The sequence below is a fragment of the Streptomyces sp. NPDC043726 genome (genome assembly GCF_056436565.1).
The window spans coordinates 66,811-84,468 of the sequence record NZ_JBWKCI010000014.1; the positions used below are offsets into that span (position 1 = coordinate 66,811).

Here is a 17,658-nt window from a genome sequence, read left to right on the forward strand (position 1 = left end):
CGCATGCCGTCCCTGCTCTGGGAACTCGCGCTGGTCTGGGGCGCGTTGTGGTGTCTGGTCTGCTGGACGGTGCCGGACCGCCATCTCGACACGCGGGGCCGGCGCAACGGAACGGTGGCCGGGGCGCTGCTCTGCGCGCTCGCCTCGCCGCAGGCCTCCGCACGCTGGGCGGCGTTCCTCACGGCCGGGCTCCTGGCAGGCGCCGGCTGCGCGGCCGCGTGGCACCGTCTCCGGGTGGCCCGGCGGCGGCGCCTCGATCCCGGGTACCGGCCGGAGGAGGCGGAGCGGACGGGGGAGACGGGCAAGGAACTCCTCGTCCAGTACGACCGCACAGGCGATGTGACGGCCCTGGACCACGGAGTCGAGCTGCTGCGGGCCGCGGTGCGGGCGAGCGCCGGCCACCCCGCGCACACCGTCCACGCCGCGAACCTCGTCAAGGCGCTGTACGGCCGCTACGAACGGCTACGCGACCCCGCCGACCTGGACGAGGCCGTCGAGACTGGTCGCCGGGTGGCGCACGGCGTACCGGGTGATTCGCGGCGGCCCGCGCTGTTGTCGGCGACCGATCTGGGTGAGGTCGTGGAGTCCGGTCGGCGGGTGGCGCATGGCGTGCCGGATGATTCGCGGCGGCCCGCGCTGTTGTCGGCGACCGATCTGGGTGAGGTCGTGGAGTCCGGTCGGCGGGTGGCGCACGGCGTACCGGGTGATCCGCGGCGGCCCGCGCTGTTGTCGGCGCTGTCGACCGCGCTGCGGCTGCGCCACGACCATCAGGGCGAACTCGCCGATCTGGACGAGGCCGTGGCCTTGGGCGAGGAGGCGACAGGGGCGCTGCCCGAACGCCATGCCGATCGGGCGCACTGTCTGGGCGACCTCAGCGTGGCGTACTACAGCCGGTTTCTGCGCACCGAGCGCCGCAAGGACCTCGCCGCGGCCGTCGTGTACCGGGAGGAGGCCCTGCACACGACGGGGGAGAAGGACCCCGGGCGGGTACTGCACCTGGTCAACCTGTGTCACCTGCTCGTCGAACGCTCCCGGGAGACCGGCGGCGCGCAGGACCTGGAACGGGCGGTGACGCTGGGCCGGCAGGCAGTGGAGCGGACGGCACCGGGCCACCGCCTCCACGCCTTCGCGAGAAGCAACCTCACCCTCGCACTCCGGCTCCGCCACACCCGGCTCGGAAACCACCGGGACCTGGACGAGGCCGTCCATCTCTGCGAACAGGCCTTGTCGGGCCTCCCCGAGGACCACCCCGAGCGGCCGAGGCTGCTGAGCAACCTGGTGTTGGCGCTGCGGGATCGGCATGGGGCGGCGGGGGGTGCGGGGGCGGGTGACGGTGGGGGTCCGCGTGTGGGTGCGGGGGCCGGTGTGGGTGGGGATGGGGTGGCGGAGGTGGCCGGGGCCGATCTGGAGCGGGCCTTGCGGCTGGGGCGGGAGGCCGCCGTGGGGCGGGACGCGGGGATCGGCCTGCGGGTCGTGGCGGGGCTCGCCTGGGCGGACGTAGCGGCGTCGGCGGGGGAGTACGGGCAGGCGGTGGAGGCGTTCGAGCAGGTGATCGGCCTGCTGCCCGGCCTGGCCGCCCCCGATCTGCGGCGCGCCGACCAGGAGTACCAACTGGGCCGCTGGAACGGCGTCGCCGCGGCGGCCGCCGCCTGCGCCGTCGCCGCCGGCCGCCCCGACACGGCGGTGCTGCTGCTGGAGAAGGGCCGGGGCCTGCTGCTGTGGCGCGGACTGACCGAGCGCGCGGATCTCACGGCCCTGCGCACCCGCCACCCCGAACTGGCGCGGGAACTCGCCGACGTACGCGCCGAGCTGGACGGCGTCGCGGAACTGCGCACACGGCGGCGACCCCCCGTGGGGCACGGCGTCCGTGCTGCTCCGGAGCCGCAGTCCTCTGGCCGGTTCCACACCACTTCGGCCACTTCGGCCACTTTGGGTAATTCGGCCACTTCGGCCACTTCGGCCACTTCGGCCACTTCGGCCACTTCGGCCACTTCGGCCACTTCGGTCGGATACGGCGGTGCCGGCCCGGTCGTGGACCCGGGTTCGCGTCCCGGTGCTGTCGGCGAGCCGCATCACCCCGCGCAGGCCACCGGCCAGTACGACGGTCTCGGCCCCGATCGTCTCCGAGGCCGGCACCGTGACTTGCTCGCCCGTCAGGACGCCCTGTTGGAGCGCATCCGGCAGGAGGACGGGTTCGGGGGGTTCGCGAGGGAGCCGGGGCTGGAGGAGTTGGTCGCCGAGGCCCGCCAGGGTCCTGTGGTCTGTCTGAACGTCAGCGGGTTCGGCTCCCAGGCCATCGCACTGACCTCCACCGGCGTCCGCGTTGTCCCGCTCCCCGCGCTCACCGCCGAGGAAACCGCCCGGCAGGTCCAGCGCTTCGACTCGGTCATGTCGTCCCCGTCCCTGACGCCCGAGGACCAGCGCACCGTCGCCGACGTGCTGGAGTGGCTGTGGGACGCGGCGGCGGGACCGGTGCTGGACGCCCTGGAGCTTCGCCGGCCCGGGCCTCGTTGGCCGAGGGTGTGGTGGGTGCCCACCGGCATCCTGTCGTTCCTGCCGATCCACGCCGCCGGACACCACGGCACCCGAGACGATCCCGAGCCGCGCACGGTACTGGACCGCGTGGTGTCGTCGTACACCCCCACCGTCCGGGCCCTCGCGGCAGCCCGGGCCCGGCCGGGCGCCGCGGGCCCACCGCGGCCGCTGGCGGTGGCCGTGCCGGGGGAGGCGGCGGTGCCGGGCGATCCGGCCGTGCTGCGGCACGCCCGCGCCGAAGCGGACTCGGTGGGCCGTCTCTTCGGCGGCTCGCGCGTACTCGTCGGCGCGGAGGCGACGCGGGAGCGGATACTCGCCGAACTGCCCGGCCGCCCCTGGGTGCACTTCGCCTGCCACGGCGTCACGGATCTGGAGGACCCCTCGGCGGGCCGGCTGCTGCTGCACGGTAACGAGGCGCTGTCCGTGGCCGACATCTCCCGGCTGGAGCTGACCGGCACGGAACTGGCGTACCTCTCCGCCTGCGACACGGCCCACCCCAGCCTCCGGCTGCCCGACGAGGCCGTCCACCTCGCCGCCGCCTTTCAACTGGCCGGATTTCCGCAGGTCCTGGCCGCCCTCTGGCCGAGCCACGACCGCGTCACCTTCCGCTTCGCGGAGGACGTGTACCGACGGCTGGCCTCGGCCGGCACCGGCACCGGCCGCCCCGGGGCAGCCCTGGCGGCGCATCACGCGACCCGAGCTGCGCGGCTCGCCTACCCGAACTTCCCCGGCCTGTGGGCCGGTTACGTTCACATGGGCGTCTGACTCCCGTCGGAGTCGCCGGCCTCGCCCGCGTCCTGCGCCCGCGCCGGAGGAGCCACCGCCCCCGGCCCGGCGGGGCCCACCAGGGGTTCAGCCGTGTGATCCTCCGGCGTGTACCCACCGCGGAACGCGTCCGCTTCGGCCAACAACTCCCTCTCCTGAGGGGTCAGTTCCCGCTCACTCACTCCTGTGCCTCCCTCGGTGCCTCGAGCAGTTCCACCACGTCGGCGTCCTCGGCGCGGATGTGCAGCCCGGCGGAGTGCTCGATCCGGTGCGCGAAACTGCCGTCGGGACCGAGGCGCCAGGCCGACTCCAGGAACAGCGCGGGCGGCTGCGGATACGACGTGGCGTAGGACCGGGAGCCGTACCAACCCCCGGCCCACGAGCCGTCCTTCAGCCGGACCCGCACAAAGCAAGAGCCGCGCGAGCGGAACATGTGGTCCCAGGACGTGGGTGTGCTGCGGTACCGCGCTGGCAGCCTGCGCCGCTGCCACCACGACACCGCCCCGGCCGCGAGCGCCGGCACGAGGAAGAACAGCAGCAGCCCGGTCAGCCCCGCCGCCCGCGGCCGCTCCAGCACGCCCTGCCACCCGCCCTCCAGGTCCCGAGCCAGCCGCACCAACGAGGGACCGGCGACGACGGCGTACAGGGAATTGAGGACCACGGACGCGGCGAGCGCCCGCAACACCCGCTCACCCAGGTCGCGTTCGCCGGGCAGCGATCCGCGGAACCGCTCGCGCAGGAACTGGTACACGGCCCCCGGCAGCACGACCACCACCAGGAGCGCCAGCTGGACCACCGTCGAGGGCGCCTGCCCCATCCCCCCGCCTCCACCTCACCGCACACACCCGCCCCGGATCGCAGCTCGTACCCCGATGTGGGGCTGCGGTAAACGCCCGGCGCGATCGGTGGCGGGTCGGGGCGCGGTCCGCGGAGGGTGAGCGGCGGGTGAGCGGCGGGTCAGTGGAGGGTCGGCGGCGCCCCCCGCGGAGGGTCAGCGGAATTCAGCGGCGCGGTGTGCGGCGAGTGGGTGGCGTGGTCGGTGGCGACTCAGCGGCGCGGTCGGTGGCGGGTCTGCGTCGGGTCAGCGGAGGGGCACTGGGGTGGTCAGCGGCGCGGCCTGCGCGCGTGCAGGACGAAGGCCGGGGGAGTGTTCCGCCATATCGTGCGGCTCGGTACGACCTCCTCGAAGCGGTCGGTCAGCAGCTCGCGAAAGCGGCGGGCGGCGGCGAGGGGGACGGCGTGGAGGTAGGTGAACGCCGTGAACGTGCCCGCCGGTCGGAGCGCCGAAGCCGTCGCGTCCATGAGCCGTTCCTGGGTGGCGTGCGGGAAGACGGCCCAGGGCAGTCCGCTGACCACGACGTTGGCGCCCTCGACCCGGCGCTCGTCCAGCAGCCGCCGCAGCTGTACGGCGTCGCGCGGGATCACCTCGGCGGCCGGGTAGCGGTGGGCCAGGCGAGCGGCCAGCAGCGGGTCGATCTCCACGGCAAGATGACGGCCCCGGCCGCCCAGCCTGCGCTGGATCTCCGCGGTGAACGGCCCGGTACCGGCGCCCAGCTCCACCACGACGGGTTCCCCGCGCTCGGGCACGGCCGCGCACACGGCCTCGGCCAGGCGACGCGAACTGGGCGCGACGGCACCCATGCGCGCGGGGGCGCGCAGCCATTGCCGTAGAAACAAGGCCTGATCGCTCGGCTCCGCCGAGGGCCGGCGGGGGCAGCATCGAGGGCGCGTGAGTGAGGCGGTGCCGACGGCGGTCATGTGGGGCCCCCTGGCCGGCATGCGGGCTGCCCGAGAGTGCGGCCTCCGCGCGACGTCTCGAACCCGGGCCGATCAGTGGGCCGGTCGGTCGTGGGCCGGTGAGACATGGGCCGGTCAGACATGGGCCGGTACGGCGACGCCGGTGAGGCGTTCGGACTCGGTCCACAGGCGGGCGGCGACCGCCTGGTCCAGGGCCCGGCGCGGTGGGCGGGCGACCGCCGTCGGACCGACCATCGACCAGCGGGGTCCGTAATAGCCGCCGGGCACGGCGTCCGGACTGGTGGCCGCGTACAGCAGCGGGGACGCGCCCTGCTCGACGCCCTGCGAGGGTGTGATCTTCAGGGCGACTCGGTGCAGCAAGGGCGGCTTGCCGCCCATGTGGGGGCCGCTGACCTGCAGGTTCGTACGGGTGTAGCCCGGGTGCGCGCCGACGGACAGCAACGGCCAGCCGCGCGTGGCCGCGATGTCGGCGAGCCGGCGGGTCATCATCAGGTCGGCCAGCTTGGACTGGGCGTAGGCGGGGGCCGGGCGGTAGCCGCGCTCCCACTGGAGATCGTCCAAGTTGATCCGGCCCATGTTGGCCATGCCACTGCTCATGGTGGCCACCCGCGGCGCGGGCGCGGCCAGCAGCAACGGCAGCAGCCGGACGGTCAGCGCGAAGGGGCCCAGGTAGTTGCTGCCCATCTGGAGCTCGAAGCCGTCGGCGGTCTCCCTGCGGTGCGGCGGGGTCATCACGCCGGCGTTGTTGACCAGCAGGTCCAGCGGCCGACCGTCGCTGATCAGGTCGTCGGCGAAGGCGCGGACAGAGGCGAGGTCGGCCAGGTCGATACGGCGGACCTCCACCCGGGCGGAGGGGTGCGCGGCGAGGATCTCGGCGCGGGCCCGCTCGCCCTTCTCCGGGGTGCGCACCGCGAGCACCACCTGCGCGCCGGCCGCCGCAAGACGCTTGGCGGTCTCCTTGCCGGTCCCGCTGTTCGCGCCGGTCACGACGGCCAGCTTTCCTGCCTGATCGGGCACCTGATACATGGCTCATCCTTAAGAGACTCGTGGTCTGTTACCTGCTTCCGAGGCTAACAGACCGGTAGTCTCTTAACAACAGACCACCGGTATGTACGATGTCGACGTGACCTTCAAACGCGCCCGCAACGACGAACAACGCGGCGAGCGAAGGCGGCAGATCCTGGACACCGCGGCAGCGATGCTGACCGAGATGCCGGTCGCGAAGCTGAGCCTCAACGAACTGAGCCGACGCGTCGGCCTGGCCAAGTCCAACGTCCTGCGCTACTTCGAGTCGCGCGAAGCCGTGTTGTTGCAGTTGCTGGACGCGGAGACACAGGACTGGATCGCCGAGCTGGAGCGGGCGTTCGAGGAGAGGTTCGGACGGGCTACGGGGCAGCCCTCGGGCTCGGTGCGGGAGCGCGGGGACCGGCTGGCCGGGATCCTGGCCGAGTCGATCGCCGGGCGGCCGGTGCTGTGCGACCTGGTGAGCGCACAGGCCGCGGTGCTGGAGCACAACGTCTCCACCGAGGTCGCCCTCCAGCACAAGCACGCCTCCATGCGGGGCATCGAGACACTCGGGCAGTTGGCCCTGCGGTACGTGCCGGAACTCGGCCCTCAGGACGCGTTCCGGCTGGTCGGGCTGGTCATGCTGGTGATCAGCGGGGCCTGGCCGTACAGCCGCCCGCCCAAGGCGCTGCTCGCCGCCTACGACGCCGACCCGGCGCTCGGCGCGCTGCGCGTGGACTTCCCGGACCTGGTGCGGCAGGTACTGGAGGTGTCGATCTCCGGCCTGCTCGCCCGCGAGGAGGACGTACCGCTGGGGGCGGAGCCGCTGCTCGACCGGGGCCGGGCCGAGAGTCCGGACGGCTACTGACGCCCCGAGCCGAGAGTCCGGACGCCGACCGACGCCCCGAGCCGGCCGCGTCCGGGGCACCGGTCCGGCCTGTCCGCGAGGGCTCAAACAGTTCCGTACACCTCCGATATCCCATCGGTTGATCGATACCAGACCGCATTTCTACGCTCGACGGCATGAATACACTGACCGCCGCCGTAGTCCAGGCCGCAGCCCCGCTGTTCGACACTGCGGCCGCGCTGTCCCGGGCCGAGGAACTGATCCGCGAGGCCGCCGTCGGGCACCGCACCGATGTCGTCGTCCTTCCCGAGGCGTTTCTCGGCGGTTATCCCAAGGGCCTCGACTTCGGCATCACCGTCGGCAGCCGCACCCCGGCCGGACGTGAACTCTTCCGCCGCTACCACGCCTCCGCCATCGACGTGCCCGGTCTCGAGGTGGCCGCTCTTGCCGCGCTGACCCGCGAACTCGGCTGCCACGCCGTCGTCGGCGCCGTCGAACGGCAGCGCGGCACCCTCTACTGCGTGGCCCTGTTCTTCGGCCCCGACGGCTACCTCGGGCTGCACCGCAAGCTCATGCCCACGGCCGCCGAACGCTACCTGTGGGGCCAGGGCGACGGCTCCACCCTGCCGGTGATCGACACCGGCACGGCCCGCCTGGGCGCGGCCATCTGCTGGGAGAACTACATGCCGCTCTTCCGAACGGCCATGTATGCCAAGGGCGTCGACCTGTGGTGCGCGCCCACCGTGGACGACCGCGACGCCTGGCAGGCGACGATGCGCCATGTCGCCCTGGAGGGCCGCTGCTTCGTGCTGAGCGCCGCCCAGTACCTGCGACGCGACGCCCTGCCCGTCGACGTCCACCCGGTCCAGGGCGACGAGCCCGACACGGTCCTGATCGGCGGCGGTTCGGTCATCGTCTCCCCGCTGGGCGAGGTCCTCGCCGGTCCACTGCGCGACGGCGAGGGCATCCTGACCGCCGAACTCGACCTCGACGACCTGACCCGCGCCCGTTTCGACTTCGACCCGACCGGCCACTACGCCCGCCCGGACATCTTCTCCCTGCGCGTCGACGAGTCGTGAACGCACTTCGCACTGGAGACCTCGCACCTCGCAGTTGGGACCTCGCACTTCGCACTTCGCGATGAAGATCGTCGGCCAGAGCCCGTAGCGGGCATCGCGTCGACGCCCCTGTCCTGGCAAGGATCTTGATGCAACCCGTAACCGGGTGAGCGGTGCGCGGTTGGTAGCGGTGGGGGTTCTGCTGTCCGAGCGCGCCCCCGTGCCCAATTCCCCGGAGCTTCGAGTGAAGGCTCGCGGGGGTGCGTATGTCGGGACGGGCGAGGACACACGTGACCTGCTCGCCCCTGGACGGCGGGAGGACGGGGAGCGGTGGCTGTGACCGAGTCTGCGCATGGAGGGTCGGCCGGGGCGCTGGGGGTGTGTGAGGCAGGAGAAACAGGCAGGGATGTGGCCGGAGCGCCTGCGCCGAGGGCGGGTGAAGCGGACGGGCGCGAGTCGGGTGGTCGCGAGGCGGGTGGGCGGCGGCAGCGCGAAGGGCTGGGGGAGCGTTCCTCGTGGCACGAGGGCATCCTGCGGCGGCAGTCCGCCCGCGAATCGGCGGCGCGGACTTACGCGCGTGCCCTGCCGATCGTCCCCGTGCGGGCGCGCGGGATGACGATCGAGGGTGCGGACGGGCGGCGGTACCTGGACTGTCTCTCCGGAGCCGGGACTTTGGCGCTCGGCCACAACCACCCGGTCGTCCTGGAAGCCATCCGCAAGGTCCTCGACTCCGGCGCCCCCTTGCACGTCCTCGACCTGGCGACCCCGGTCAAGGACGCCTTCACCACCGAACTGTTCCGCACGCTGCCGCCCGGACTCGCCGAGCACGCACGCGTGCAGTTCTGCGGGCCCGCCGGCACGGATGCCGTCGAGGCCGCCTTCAAGCTCGTCCGCACCGCCACCGGCCGTGACGGGATGCTCGCCTTCACCGGCGCCTACCACGGGATGACCGCCGGCGCCCTCGAAGCCTCCGGCAACGCCCTCGACGTACGCGTCGCCCGCCTGCCCTACCCCCAGGACTACCGCTGCCCGTTCGGCGTCGGAGGCGCACGCGGCGCCGAACTCGCCGCCCACTGGACGGAATCCGTCCTCGACGACCCCAGGTCGGGGGTACCGCACCCCGCCGGCATGATCCTCGAACCCGTGCAGGGCGAGGGCGGAGTGATCCCCGCGCCAGACCCCTGGCTGCGCAACATGCGCCGACTCACCGCCGACCGGTCCATCCCGCTGATCGTCGACGAGGTCCAGACCGGCGTCGGACGCACCGGCGCCTTCTGGGCCGTGGAGCACAGCGGGGTCACTCCCGACGTGATGGTGCTCTCCAAGGCCATCGGCGGCAGCCTCCCCCTGGCCGTCGTCGTCTACCACGAGGACCTCGACGTCTGGGAACCCGGCGCCCACGCGGGCACCTTCCGAGGCAACCAGCTCGCCATGGCCGCCGGCACGGCGACCCTCGCCTACGTCCGCGAGAACGCCCTCGCCGAACGCGCCCACCACCTGGGCACCCGCATGCTCTCCGAACTCGGCGCACTCATGGACGAGTTCGCCTGCGTCGGCGATGTCCGGGGCAGGGGCCTGATGATCGGCGTGGAGGTGGTGGAACCCGGCGAGGAGCGAGGGCGGCCGCCCCAGGCCTCGGACGCGCCCCAGGCCATGGGCGCGCTGCAGACTGCGAACGCGCTTCAGACCGCGGACGTGCCCCAGATCCCGGACGCGCTCCAGGACCCGCTGCCGGATCCACACCCGGAACCGAGTCAGGAGCTGCCGCGATCGGGTGCCGCTCGTCATCCCCGGCCGCCGGCCCCCGAACTCGCCGCCGCCGTCCAGCGGGAATGCCTGCGCCGAGGGCTGATCGTCGAACTCGGAGGACGCCACAACAGCGTCGTACGGCTCCTCCCACCGCTGACGATCAGCGACGAGCAGGCGGCCGCGGTACTGGACCGCCTGACCGACGCGGTGAACGCGGCCACGCAGGCTCACACCGAACTCCGGCCTCACCACTGACAACTTCCTCTCCACCAGAACCACCTCCCCAGGAACAGAGCAGACGTTGGGAACCGACCAGACGTTGAACACCACCCCCGCCTCCGACGAGCACCCCCCGAGGGGAGCCACCCCGGCGGACGCACGCCTCTCCCACCCCGAGCCGCCGCTCGCGCTGACGCACGTCTCCGTCCCCCAGCAGGGGGGCGACCCGGCGTGGGCACGTCCGGCGCCCGAGGACAACTCGCCGTCAGGAGAGACCCCGGCACCCTCACCGCCGCACACTCCTGCACAGGGCGGTGCTCCCGACGTGGAACGGCTGCGCCGCCCCACCACCGACCTCCTCGATCACCCCGACCCGTACACCGCGGCCCAGGCCGCCGCCGCGGAGAACCTTCTCCGCTGCTGGGTCCGGGAAGCTGGCCTCCCGGCCCCCACCGACGGCACCCTGCGAATCCCCCTCCCCGCTAGCGGCACGGCTCTGATCGCTCCGGTCCGCTACTGGTCCCCAACTGGCTGGCACCGCTTCGGCCTCCCGCACCTGGCAGGCGCCCTCGAACAGTCCCCGCCCATCGACGCGGTCACGGTTGCCGCACTGCTGTCCCGGGAGACTCCGGCCGGCCCCGGAACCGCGGCACCACGTTTCTCACCCCACGCCTCCCCCCACGGCACTGATCTCGTCTCCCGAGTAGCCGACTCAGTCCGGCATACCGCCCTCTTCATCCGCGATCGCAGGGAGCGGCCCGCCGACGGCCCCGACCTCTTCCTCAGCGCCGAGCAGGCACTCGTCCTCGGACACCCGCTGCACCCCGCCCCGAAGAGCCGGGAGGGCCTTTCCGAATCCGAAGTCCGGCCGTACTCACCTGAATTGCGCGGGTCCTTTCCCCTCCATTGGATCGCCGTAGCTCCCTCAGTACTCGTCACCGACTCGGCCTGGACCGAACGCGGGCGCCCGGTCTCCGCGCCCCAGCTCACGACCAGGCTCGCCGGACCCGGACTGCCCCTGCCCGACACGTACGCGGCCCTGCCCCTGCACCCGTGGCAACTCCGCGAGGTCCGCCACCGTCCGGAGATCGCCGCCCTGTTCGACGCCGGACTGCTCCGGGACCTCGGCCCTCATGGCACCCCGTGGCATCCCACCTCCTCCGTGCGTACTGTCCATCAGTCCGGCGCCCCCGCCATGCTCAAACTCTCGCTGGGCCTTCGCATCACCAACTCCCGTCGTGAGAACCTCCGCAAGGAACTGCACCGCGGTGTCGAGGTCCACCGCCTCCTTCGCTCCGGCCTGTCCGGGCAGTGGCAGGCCGCGCACCCAGGCTTCGACATCGTCCGTGACCCTGCCTGGCTCGCCGTCGACGGACCGCAGGGTGATCCGGTGCCCGGGCTGGACGTGATGATCAGGCACAACCCGTTCCACCCCGCCGCCGACGTCTCTTGTGTCGCCGGGTTCGTGTCCCCCCGCCCGCTGGGCGCGCCGACCGACCTCGTCGGGCCCGTCCCCATCCGGCCGCAGGTCGCACTGAGCAACGCCAACGAACACCACCGCCCGACCGCCTCGACCCCGACCTGGCGTTCCCGGCTGGCCGAAGTCATCACACGCCTCGCCGCCCGGACCGGCCGACCCCGCGGCGCGGTGTCCGCCGAGTGGTTCCTGCGCTACCTCGAACACGTGGTCCGCCCGGTGCTCTGGTTCGACGCTGAGGCCGGCATCGCACTGGAGGCGCATCAGCAGAACACCCTGCTCCTGTTGGACACGGACGGTTGGCCCGCCGGCGGTAGGTACCGCGACAACCAGGGCTACTACTTCCGCGAATCCCGCCGCGCCGAACTCGACGCCCGACTGCCCGGCATCGGCGAGCAGAGCGACACCTTCGTCTCCGACGAAGTGACCGACGAACGCTTCGCCTACTACCTCGCCATCAACAACGTGCTCGGCCTCATCGGCGCCTTCGGCTCCCAGGGCCTCGCCGAGGAACAGTTGCTGCTCGCCGCCTTCCGCCGATTCCTAGGCGACGTGGCCTCAGGCCCAGCCCGATTGCGAACCTCACTCCCGGCTCGTCTGCTCGACTCACCCACCCTGCGCTGCAAGGCGAACCTCCTCACCCGGCTTCACGGCCTGGACGAACTCGTGGGCCCGGTCGACACCCAGTCCGTCTACGTCACCATCGCCAACCCCCTTCATGTCTGAGCTGTGCCGTAGGACGGCCGGAACCGCCAGAACCGCCAGAACTGCCTGAACCCGATACCCCTGAACCTGACCTTCCTGATCAACTCAGCTGCGCATTTCCGAGGACCATGACCCACCCCGTCTTCTGAGAGGAGCGTCGCCGTGGCTCTCAACGACGCGAGCACCGACGCCGGTATCGACCCCGCCGCAGCTGTCCCCACCGGGACAGGCACCGGCACGGCCCCCGGTGCCTGTCCCGGTGGGGACAGCGAGGACACGCTGGACCTACGCCTGCCGGACGAACTCCTCGCGCTGCTCGCGGCTACCGAGGACGTCGGCTCCGCCTCCAACTCCGACGAGGTCGGGGGTGCGGGAGCGGCCCCGCTCACCCAGCCCGCCGCCGTCGTGCCACCCGGCACCGACCTCCTCGACCAGGTCGTCGACTGGGGTCCGATCACCACGGTTGCGGGCGTCTTCCACTTGGTCCCTGTGCACCTCGGACGAGACCTGCCCCTCCTCAGCCGATGGATGAACGACCCCGCCGTCGCCGCCTTCTGGGAGCTGGCCGGGCCCCAGAGCGTGACGGAGGAACACGTGCGGTCCCAGGTCGTCGGGGACGGGCGCAGTGTGGCGTGCATGGGCGTGCTGGACGGAACGCCGATGAGCTACTGGGAGATCTACCGGGCGGACCTCGATCAACTGGCCCGTCACTACCCGGCGCGACCTCACGACACCGGGCTCCACCTCCTGATCGGTGATATCGCCGAGCGGGGACGGGGCCTCGGCTCCACTCTTCTCAGAGCCGTCGCCGACCGTGCCCTCGACATGCGCCCCGCCTGTGCGCGAGTCGTCGCGGAACCCGACATTCGCAACACTCCTTCCGTGGCTGCTTTCCTGAGCGCCGGGTTCCGGTTCTCCGCCGAGGTCGACCTGCCCGCCAAGCGAGCCGCCCTCATGGTCAGGGACCGGGCCTTGCGCGATCTGCTGTGACGGCACGCTGCGGTGTCGTCACTCTTGGTACACCGCTCGGGTCGCCGAGGTTCCCAGTCCGAGCGGACCGATTTCAGATCCGCTGGGCCACCGCCGTAGCACCGTCGCCGAAACGCCCCGCCCGCCCCGCACGATCGCAGAACCCGCCGACCGTGACGCCCCGCGCAGCCCGGCTCACCCGTGCGAACGCCGCCGCCCCGCCCGCCCCCGACCGCCCCGCATGACCCGCAGCACCCGCGAACAACACCGACTCGATCCACCCCACACGCCCGCCCCACCCGAGGACCCCCGGTCTTGATCCCACCCCCTGCCACCGCCGTGATCACCCGTTTGTCAGTGCCGGGCCGTAGGGTGGTCGCGCTATGACGAAGCCCTCACTCCCCGAACTCCTGCACGCTGCCGTCGCTGCTGTCGGCGGTACGGAGCGCCCCGGCCAGGTGACCATGGCCGAGTCCGTCGCGGAGGCGATCGACGACAGTTCCCATCTGCTGGTCCAGGCCGGCACCGGCACCGGAAAGTCGCTGGGCTATCTGGTTCCCGCGCTCGCGCACGGGGAGCGCGTCGTCGTCGCGACGGCCACCCTGGCCCTGCAGCGCCAGCTGGTGGAGCGTGACCTTCCGCGCACGGTCGACGCGCTGCACCCGCTGCTGCGCCGCCGTCCGGAGTTCGCGATGCTCAAGGGCAGGTCGAACTACCTGTGTCTGCACCGCCTCCACGAAGGCGTTCCCCAGGATGAGGAGGAAGGCCTCTTCGACCAGTTCGAGGCGGCGGCACCGACCAGCAAACTGGGCCAGGACCTGCTGCGGCTGCGCGACTGGTCCGATGAGACCGAGACGGGTGACCGTGACGAACTCACGCCCGGCGTCTCCGACCGGGCCTGGGCCCAGGTGTCCGTATCGTCCCGCGAGTGCCTGGGCGCCACGAAGTGCGCCTACGGCGCCGAATGCTTCGCCGAGATGGCTCGCGAGCGTGCCAAGCTCGCCGAGGTCGTCGTCACGAACCACGCTCTGCTCGCGATCGACGCCATCGAGGGCGCCCCGGTGCTCCCGCAGCACGAGGTGCTGATCGTCGACGAGGCACATGAGCTGGTCTCCCGCGTCACCGGCGTCGCCACCGGCGAGCTCACCCCGGGCCAGGTCAATCGGGCCGTGCGCCGAGCCGCCAAGCTCGTCAACGAGAAGGCCGCCGACCAGCTCCAGACCGCGGCCGAGGGCTTCGAGCGGCTGATGGAGCTGGCCCTGCCGGGCCGTCTGGAGGAGATCCCCGAGGATCTCGGCTACGCGCTCATGGCTCTGCGGGACGCATGCCGCACGGTGATCTCCGCGATCGGCGCGACCCGGGACAAGTCCGTCCAGGACGAGGACGCGGTCCGCAAGCAGGCCCTTGCCTCCGTGGAGTCCGTGCACGACGTGGCGGAGCGGATCACGAACGGCTCGGAGTGGGACGTCGTCTGGTACGAGCGTCATGACCGCTTCGGCGCTTCCCTGCGCGTCGCCCCCATGTCGGTTTCGGGGCTGCTGCGCGAGAAGCTCTTCGCGGACCGCTCGGTGGTCCTGACCTCGGCGACCCTCAAGCTTGGCGGCGACTTCAACGGCGTCGGTGCGTCCCTGGGGCTGGCCCCGGAGGGCACTGAGGGCGAGGACCTGCCGCAGTGGAAGGGCGTGGACGTCGGCTCGCCGTTCGACTACCCCAAGCAGGGCATCCTCTACGTCGCCAAGCACTTGTCGCGCCCCGCGCGGGACGGCGACCGCGGGGACATGCTGGACGAGTTGACGGAGCTGATCCAGGCGGCCGGGGGCCGCACGCTCGGGCTGTTCTCCTCCATGCGGGCCGCCCAGCTCGCGGCGGAGGAGCTGCGGTCCCGCATCCCCGAGTTCCCGATCCTCCTGCAGGGCGAGGAGACGCTCGGCGAGCTGATCAAGAACTTCGCGGCCGACCCGAAGACCTGCCTGTTCGGCACGCTGTCGCTCTGGCAGGGCGTCGACGTACCGGGCCCCAGCTGTCAGCTCGTCGTGATGGACAAGATCCCGTTCCCGCGCCCCGACGACCCCCTGATGAGCGCCCGCCAGAAGGCGGTGGAGGACGCCGGCGGCAACGGCTTCATGGCGGTGGCCGCGACCCATGCGGCGCTGCTCATGGCCCAGGGCGCCGGTCGCCTCGTACGCGCTTCGGGGGACCGGGGCGTGGTCGCCGTACTGGATCAGCGACTGGCCACGGCGCGGTACGGCAACTATCTGAAGGCCTCGCTGCCGGACTTCTGGTACACCACGGACCGCAACCAGGTCCGCAAGTCGCTGGCCGCGATCGACGCGGCGGCGCAGCGGGCGGAGGCGCAGGCGGGAGCCGAGTGAGGGGTGGTTAGCCTGTCCCGGCAGCCGGGACAGGCTAACCACCCCTCGGTAACCGGCCGACACGGGGGCCGGACAGAACAGGGCCCCGGAACCGGCGCAGAGGTCCCGGGGCCCGGTCAGATCGGCGAGATCTGCCGCGCGGTGCTCACACGCGCCGCAGCACCGCCACCACCTTGCCGAGGATGGTCGCGTCGTCGCCCGGGATGGGCTCGTACGCGGAGTTGTGCGGGAGGAGCCAGACGTGGCCGTCCTCGCGCTTGAAGCGCTTGACGGTGGCCTCGCCGTCGAGCATCGCGGCGACGATGTCGCCGTTCTCGGCGACCGGCTGGCGTCGGACGGTGACCCAGTCGCCGTCGCAGATCGCGGCCTCGATCATCGAGTCGCCGACGACCTTGAGGACGAAGAGCTCACCGTCGCCGACCAGCTGCCGGGGGAGGGGGAAGACGTCCTCGACGGACTCCTCCGCGAGGATCGGGCCACCGGCGGCGATCCGGCCGACGAGCGGGACGTACGACGCGGCGGGCTTGCCGGCGGTGTCCGTGGGCTGCACGGAGGCGGCCTGGTCGGAGCCGCGAACCTCGTACGCGCGCGGGCGGTGCGGGTCGCGACGCAGGAAGCCCTTGCGCTCCAGTGCCATGAGCTGGTGTGCGACCGAGGAGGTGCTGGAAAGGCCGACGGCCTGGCCGATCTCCCGCATCGACGGCGGGTAGCCGCGCCGCTGCACCGAGTCCCTGATGACCTCGATCACCCGGCGCTGCCGGTCGGTGAGTCCGGAACTGTCGGCCCGGATGCCTGGAGGTCGGCCCGGCAGGGAGCGCTTGTGTCCCTCTGGATTCGCGGCTTCGTTCATCGCATGCACCGGCTCGAGTCGGCTCTGGGAGCGGTCCTGGGCAGTGATGGTGGCACTGTCTGCGGTGGTGGTCACGTCGGCCCCTCTCGATGGTCTCCCTGCTGGACAACGGTAGTTGCTTTCGAAAGGTTGCGCCAAACACACGTTCGAGTGAAAAAACGCGGTTCACCTGACGTGATCATGTGTCTGGGTGTATGGCTAACGCGGCGCCTGACGGACAAAAGAGCCCATTGCTGTACTCTTCACCGCCGGGGTGGCGACCTCGTGGGTGGTTGCCCCAGTCTGCCATCCGCTGCCCGGCCGACCGGGACCTGGTCCCCATCTGTGCGGGAGTCCCACGACGCCTCCCTGTGGCGCTCACGGTATCTCCGCATGTGCCGTAACGGTACGGCTGTGCACCCCCGTGTTGCTCCGGGGTGCCTGCCGTGTGGTGCTGCGTGACGAGGCCGGTTCGTACGAGCGCGACACGCGCGCGTGGCGTGTATGTATGAGCCAATCCCCACATCTAGTGGTTGGATTGCAGCAGCAGCCCAGAAGTTGTGGTCCCCCGGGTCTTCGGGTCCTCGGTCATCGCCTATGCTTGGGGCTGCTTCGAGGGGCCCATGAGGCCCAGCGAGGCTATTGAGTCTGCTGTGAGGAGGGTTGGAGTTCATGCACTGCCCCTTCTGCAGGCACCCCGACAGCCGTGTCGTCGACAGCCGTACGACCGACGACGGCACGTCGATCCGCAGGCGCCGCCAGTGCCCTGACTGCTCCCGTCGTTTCACGACCGTGGAGACGTGCTCGCTCATGGTGGTGAAGCGGTCCGGAGTCACCGAGCCGTTCAGCCGTACCAAGGTCATCAATGGCGTGCGCAAGGCATGCCAGGGGCGGCCTGTCACCGAGGACGCGCTCGCCCAGCTCGGCCAACGGGTCGAGGAGGCGGTGCGGGCCACCGGGAGCGCCGAGCTGACCACCCACGACGTGGGGCTGGCCATACTCGGCCCGTTGCAGGAGCTCGACCTCGTCGCCTACCTGCGATTCGCCTCCGTCTACCGGGCGTTCGACTCGCTGGAGGACTTCGAGGCCGCGATCGCGGAACTCAGAGAGACACGACGTCCCGGCGCCGACGACGATGACGCGCGCGCGGGGAGCCAGGAAGACGACAGCGGGCCCGGAGGGGCGACTCACGTCCCCGTGCCCGCCAGCGCCGCCGACTGACCGACGGACCGGATCCGGGGATCCAGGCTCCGGGTCCGGCCGCGCGGCGGCGGCCCAAGACCTGTTGCGGGCGGCAGCGAGAGATGCCCGCAACACCAGACAGAACACCGTGTCACGGGAACATCGTGGCACTTCAGGGCGTTTTAGCC

At 71.8% G+C, this 17,658-nt stretch carries 12 protein-coding genes; 8 read left to right on the forward strand and 4 right to left on the reverse strand.

From position 1 onward, the window contains the following. The first annotated feature begins 3 nt into the window (after positions 1-3). Positions 4-3,300 carry a CHAT domain-containing protein gene (locus tag AC068Z_RS33940; RefSeq protein WP_478564532.1) on the forward strand — a complete coding sequence of 1,099 codons (3,297 nt, stop codon included), beginning with the start codon at positions 4-6 and terminating at the stop codon, positions 3,298-3,300. Positions 3,301-3,478: 178 nt separating this feature from the next. Here the strand turns inward: AC068Z_RS33940 and AC068Z_RS33945 are convergent, their stop codons facing one another. The 3 genes from AC068Z_RS33945 to AC068Z_RS33955 form a co-directional block, all read right to left on the reverse strand. After that, a complete protein-coding gene (locus tag AC068Z_RS33945) occupies positions 3,479-4,117 on the reverse strand; it encodes a DUF6338 family protein (protein ID WP_478564535.1) in 639 nt (212 codons plus the stop codon). A 287-nt stretch (positions 4,118-4,404) separates the two neighbouring features. After that, on the reverse strand, positions 4,405-4,977 hold the full coding sequence (locus AC068Z_RS33950; RefSeq protein WP_478564538.1) for a class I SAM-dependent methyltransferase: 573 nt from the start codon (positions 4,975-4,977) through the stop codon (positions 4,405-4,407). Positions 4,978-5,172: 195 nt separating this feature from the next. Continuing rightward, complete coding sequence (locus tag AC068Z_RS33955) at positions 5,173-6,084, reverse strand: SDR family oxidoreductase (protein WP_478564541.1); 912 nt, start codon at positions 6,082-6,084, stop codon at positions 5,173-5,175. A 97-nt stretch (positions 6,085-6,181) separates the two neighbouring features. Between AC068Z_RS33955 and AC068Z_RS33960 the strand changes: the two genes are divergently transcribed. From AC068Z_RS33960 to AC068Z_RS33985, 6 genes are all read left to right on the forward strand, one after another. Further along, on the forward strand, positions 6,182-6,931 hold the full coding sequence (locus AC068Z_RS33960) for a TetR/AcrR family transcriptional regulator (protein WP_478564544.1): 750 nt from the start codon (positions 6,182-6,184) through the stop codon (positions 6,929-6,931). 155 nt (positions 6,932-7,086) lie between these two features. After that, positions 7,087-7,989, forward strand: a complete 903-nt coding sequence (locus AC068Z_RS33965; RefSeq protein ID WP_478564546.1) for a nitrilase-related carbon-nitrogen hydrolase — start codon at positions 7,087-7,089, stop codon at positions 7,987-7,989. 477 nt (positions 7,990-8,466) lie between these two features. After that, positions 8,467-9,972 carry a diaminobutyrate--2-oxoglutarate transaminase family protein gene (locus AC068Z_RS33970; RefSeq protein ID WP_478564883.1) on the forward strand — a complete coding sequence of 502 codons (1,506 nt, stop codon included), beginning with the start codon at positions 8,467-8,469 and terminating at the stop codon, positions 9,970-9,972. A gap of 64 nt (positions 9,973-10,036) precedes the next feature. Then, on the forward strand, positions 10,037-12,139 hold the full coding sequence (locus AC068Z_RS33975; protein ID WP_478564549.1) for an IucA/IucC family protein: 2,103 nt from the start codon (positions 10,037-10,039) through the stop codon (positions 12,137-12,139). A gap of 141 nt (positions 12,140-12,280) precedes the next feature. Beyond that, complete coding sequence (locus AC068Z_RS33980; protein ID WP_478564552.1) at positions 12,281-13,108, forward strand: GNAT family N-acetyltransferase; 828 nt, start codon at positions 12,281-12,283, stop codon at positions 13,106-13,108. A gap of 362 nt (positions 13,109-13,470) precedes the next feature. Further along, the gene (locus tag AC068Z_RS33985) at positions 13,471-15,459 is read left to right on the forward strand and encodes an ATP-dependent DNA helicase (RefSeq protein WP_478564555.1); all 1,989 of its coding nucleotides are present in this window, start codon (positions 13,471-13,473) and stop codon (positions 15,457-15,459) included. 145 nt (positions 15,460-15,604) lie between these two features. Here AC068Z_RS33985 and lexA read toward each other — a convergent pair whose 3' ends face one another. After that, positions 15,605-16,384 carry a transcriptional repressor LexA gene (gene lexA / locus AC068Z_RS33990; protein WP_478564557.1) on the reverse strand — a complete coding sequence of 260 codons (780 nt, stop codon included), beginning with the start codon at positions 16,382-16,384 and terminating at the stop codon, positions 15,605-15,607. Positions 16,385-16,960: 576 nt separating this feature from the next. Between lexA and nrdR the strand changes: the two genes are divergently transcribed. Further along, positions 16,961-17,509: a transcriptional regulator NrdR gene (gene nrdR / locus AC068Z_RS33995; RefSeq protein ID WP_478564559.1), complete on the forward strand. Its 549-nt coding sequence runs from the start codon at positions 16,961-16,963 to the stop codon at positions 17,507-17,509. Positions 17,510-17,658: the final 149 nt, after the last annotated feature.

Bases quoted from the DNA above. Each gene is read 5' to 3' on its own strand.
- AC068Z_RS33945 (WP_478564535.1), bottom strand. From the start codon at position 4,117: ATGGGGCAGGCGCCCTCGACGGTGGTCCAGCTGGCGCTCCTGGTGGTG.
- AC068Z_RS33965 (WP_478564546.1), top strand. From the start codon at position 7,087: ATGAATACACTGACCGCCGCCGTAGTCCAGGCCGCAGCCCCGCTGTTC.
- nrdR (WP_478564559.1), top strand. From the start codon at position 16,961: ATGCACTGCCCCTTCTGCAGGCACCCCGACAGCCGTGTCGTCGACAGC.
- AC068Z_RS33940 (WP_478564532.1), top strand. From the start codon at position 4: ATGCCGTCCCTGCTCTGGGAACTCGCGCTGGTCTGGGGCGCGTTGTGG.
- AC068Z_RS33955 (WP_478564541.1), bottom strand. From the start codon at position 6,084: ATGTATCAGGTGCCCGATCAGGCAGGAAAGCTGGCCGTCGTGACCGGC.
- AC068Z_RS33985 (WP_478564555.1), top strand. From the start codon at position 13,471: ATGACGAAGCCCTCACTCCCCGAACTCCTGCACGCTGCCGTCGCTGCT.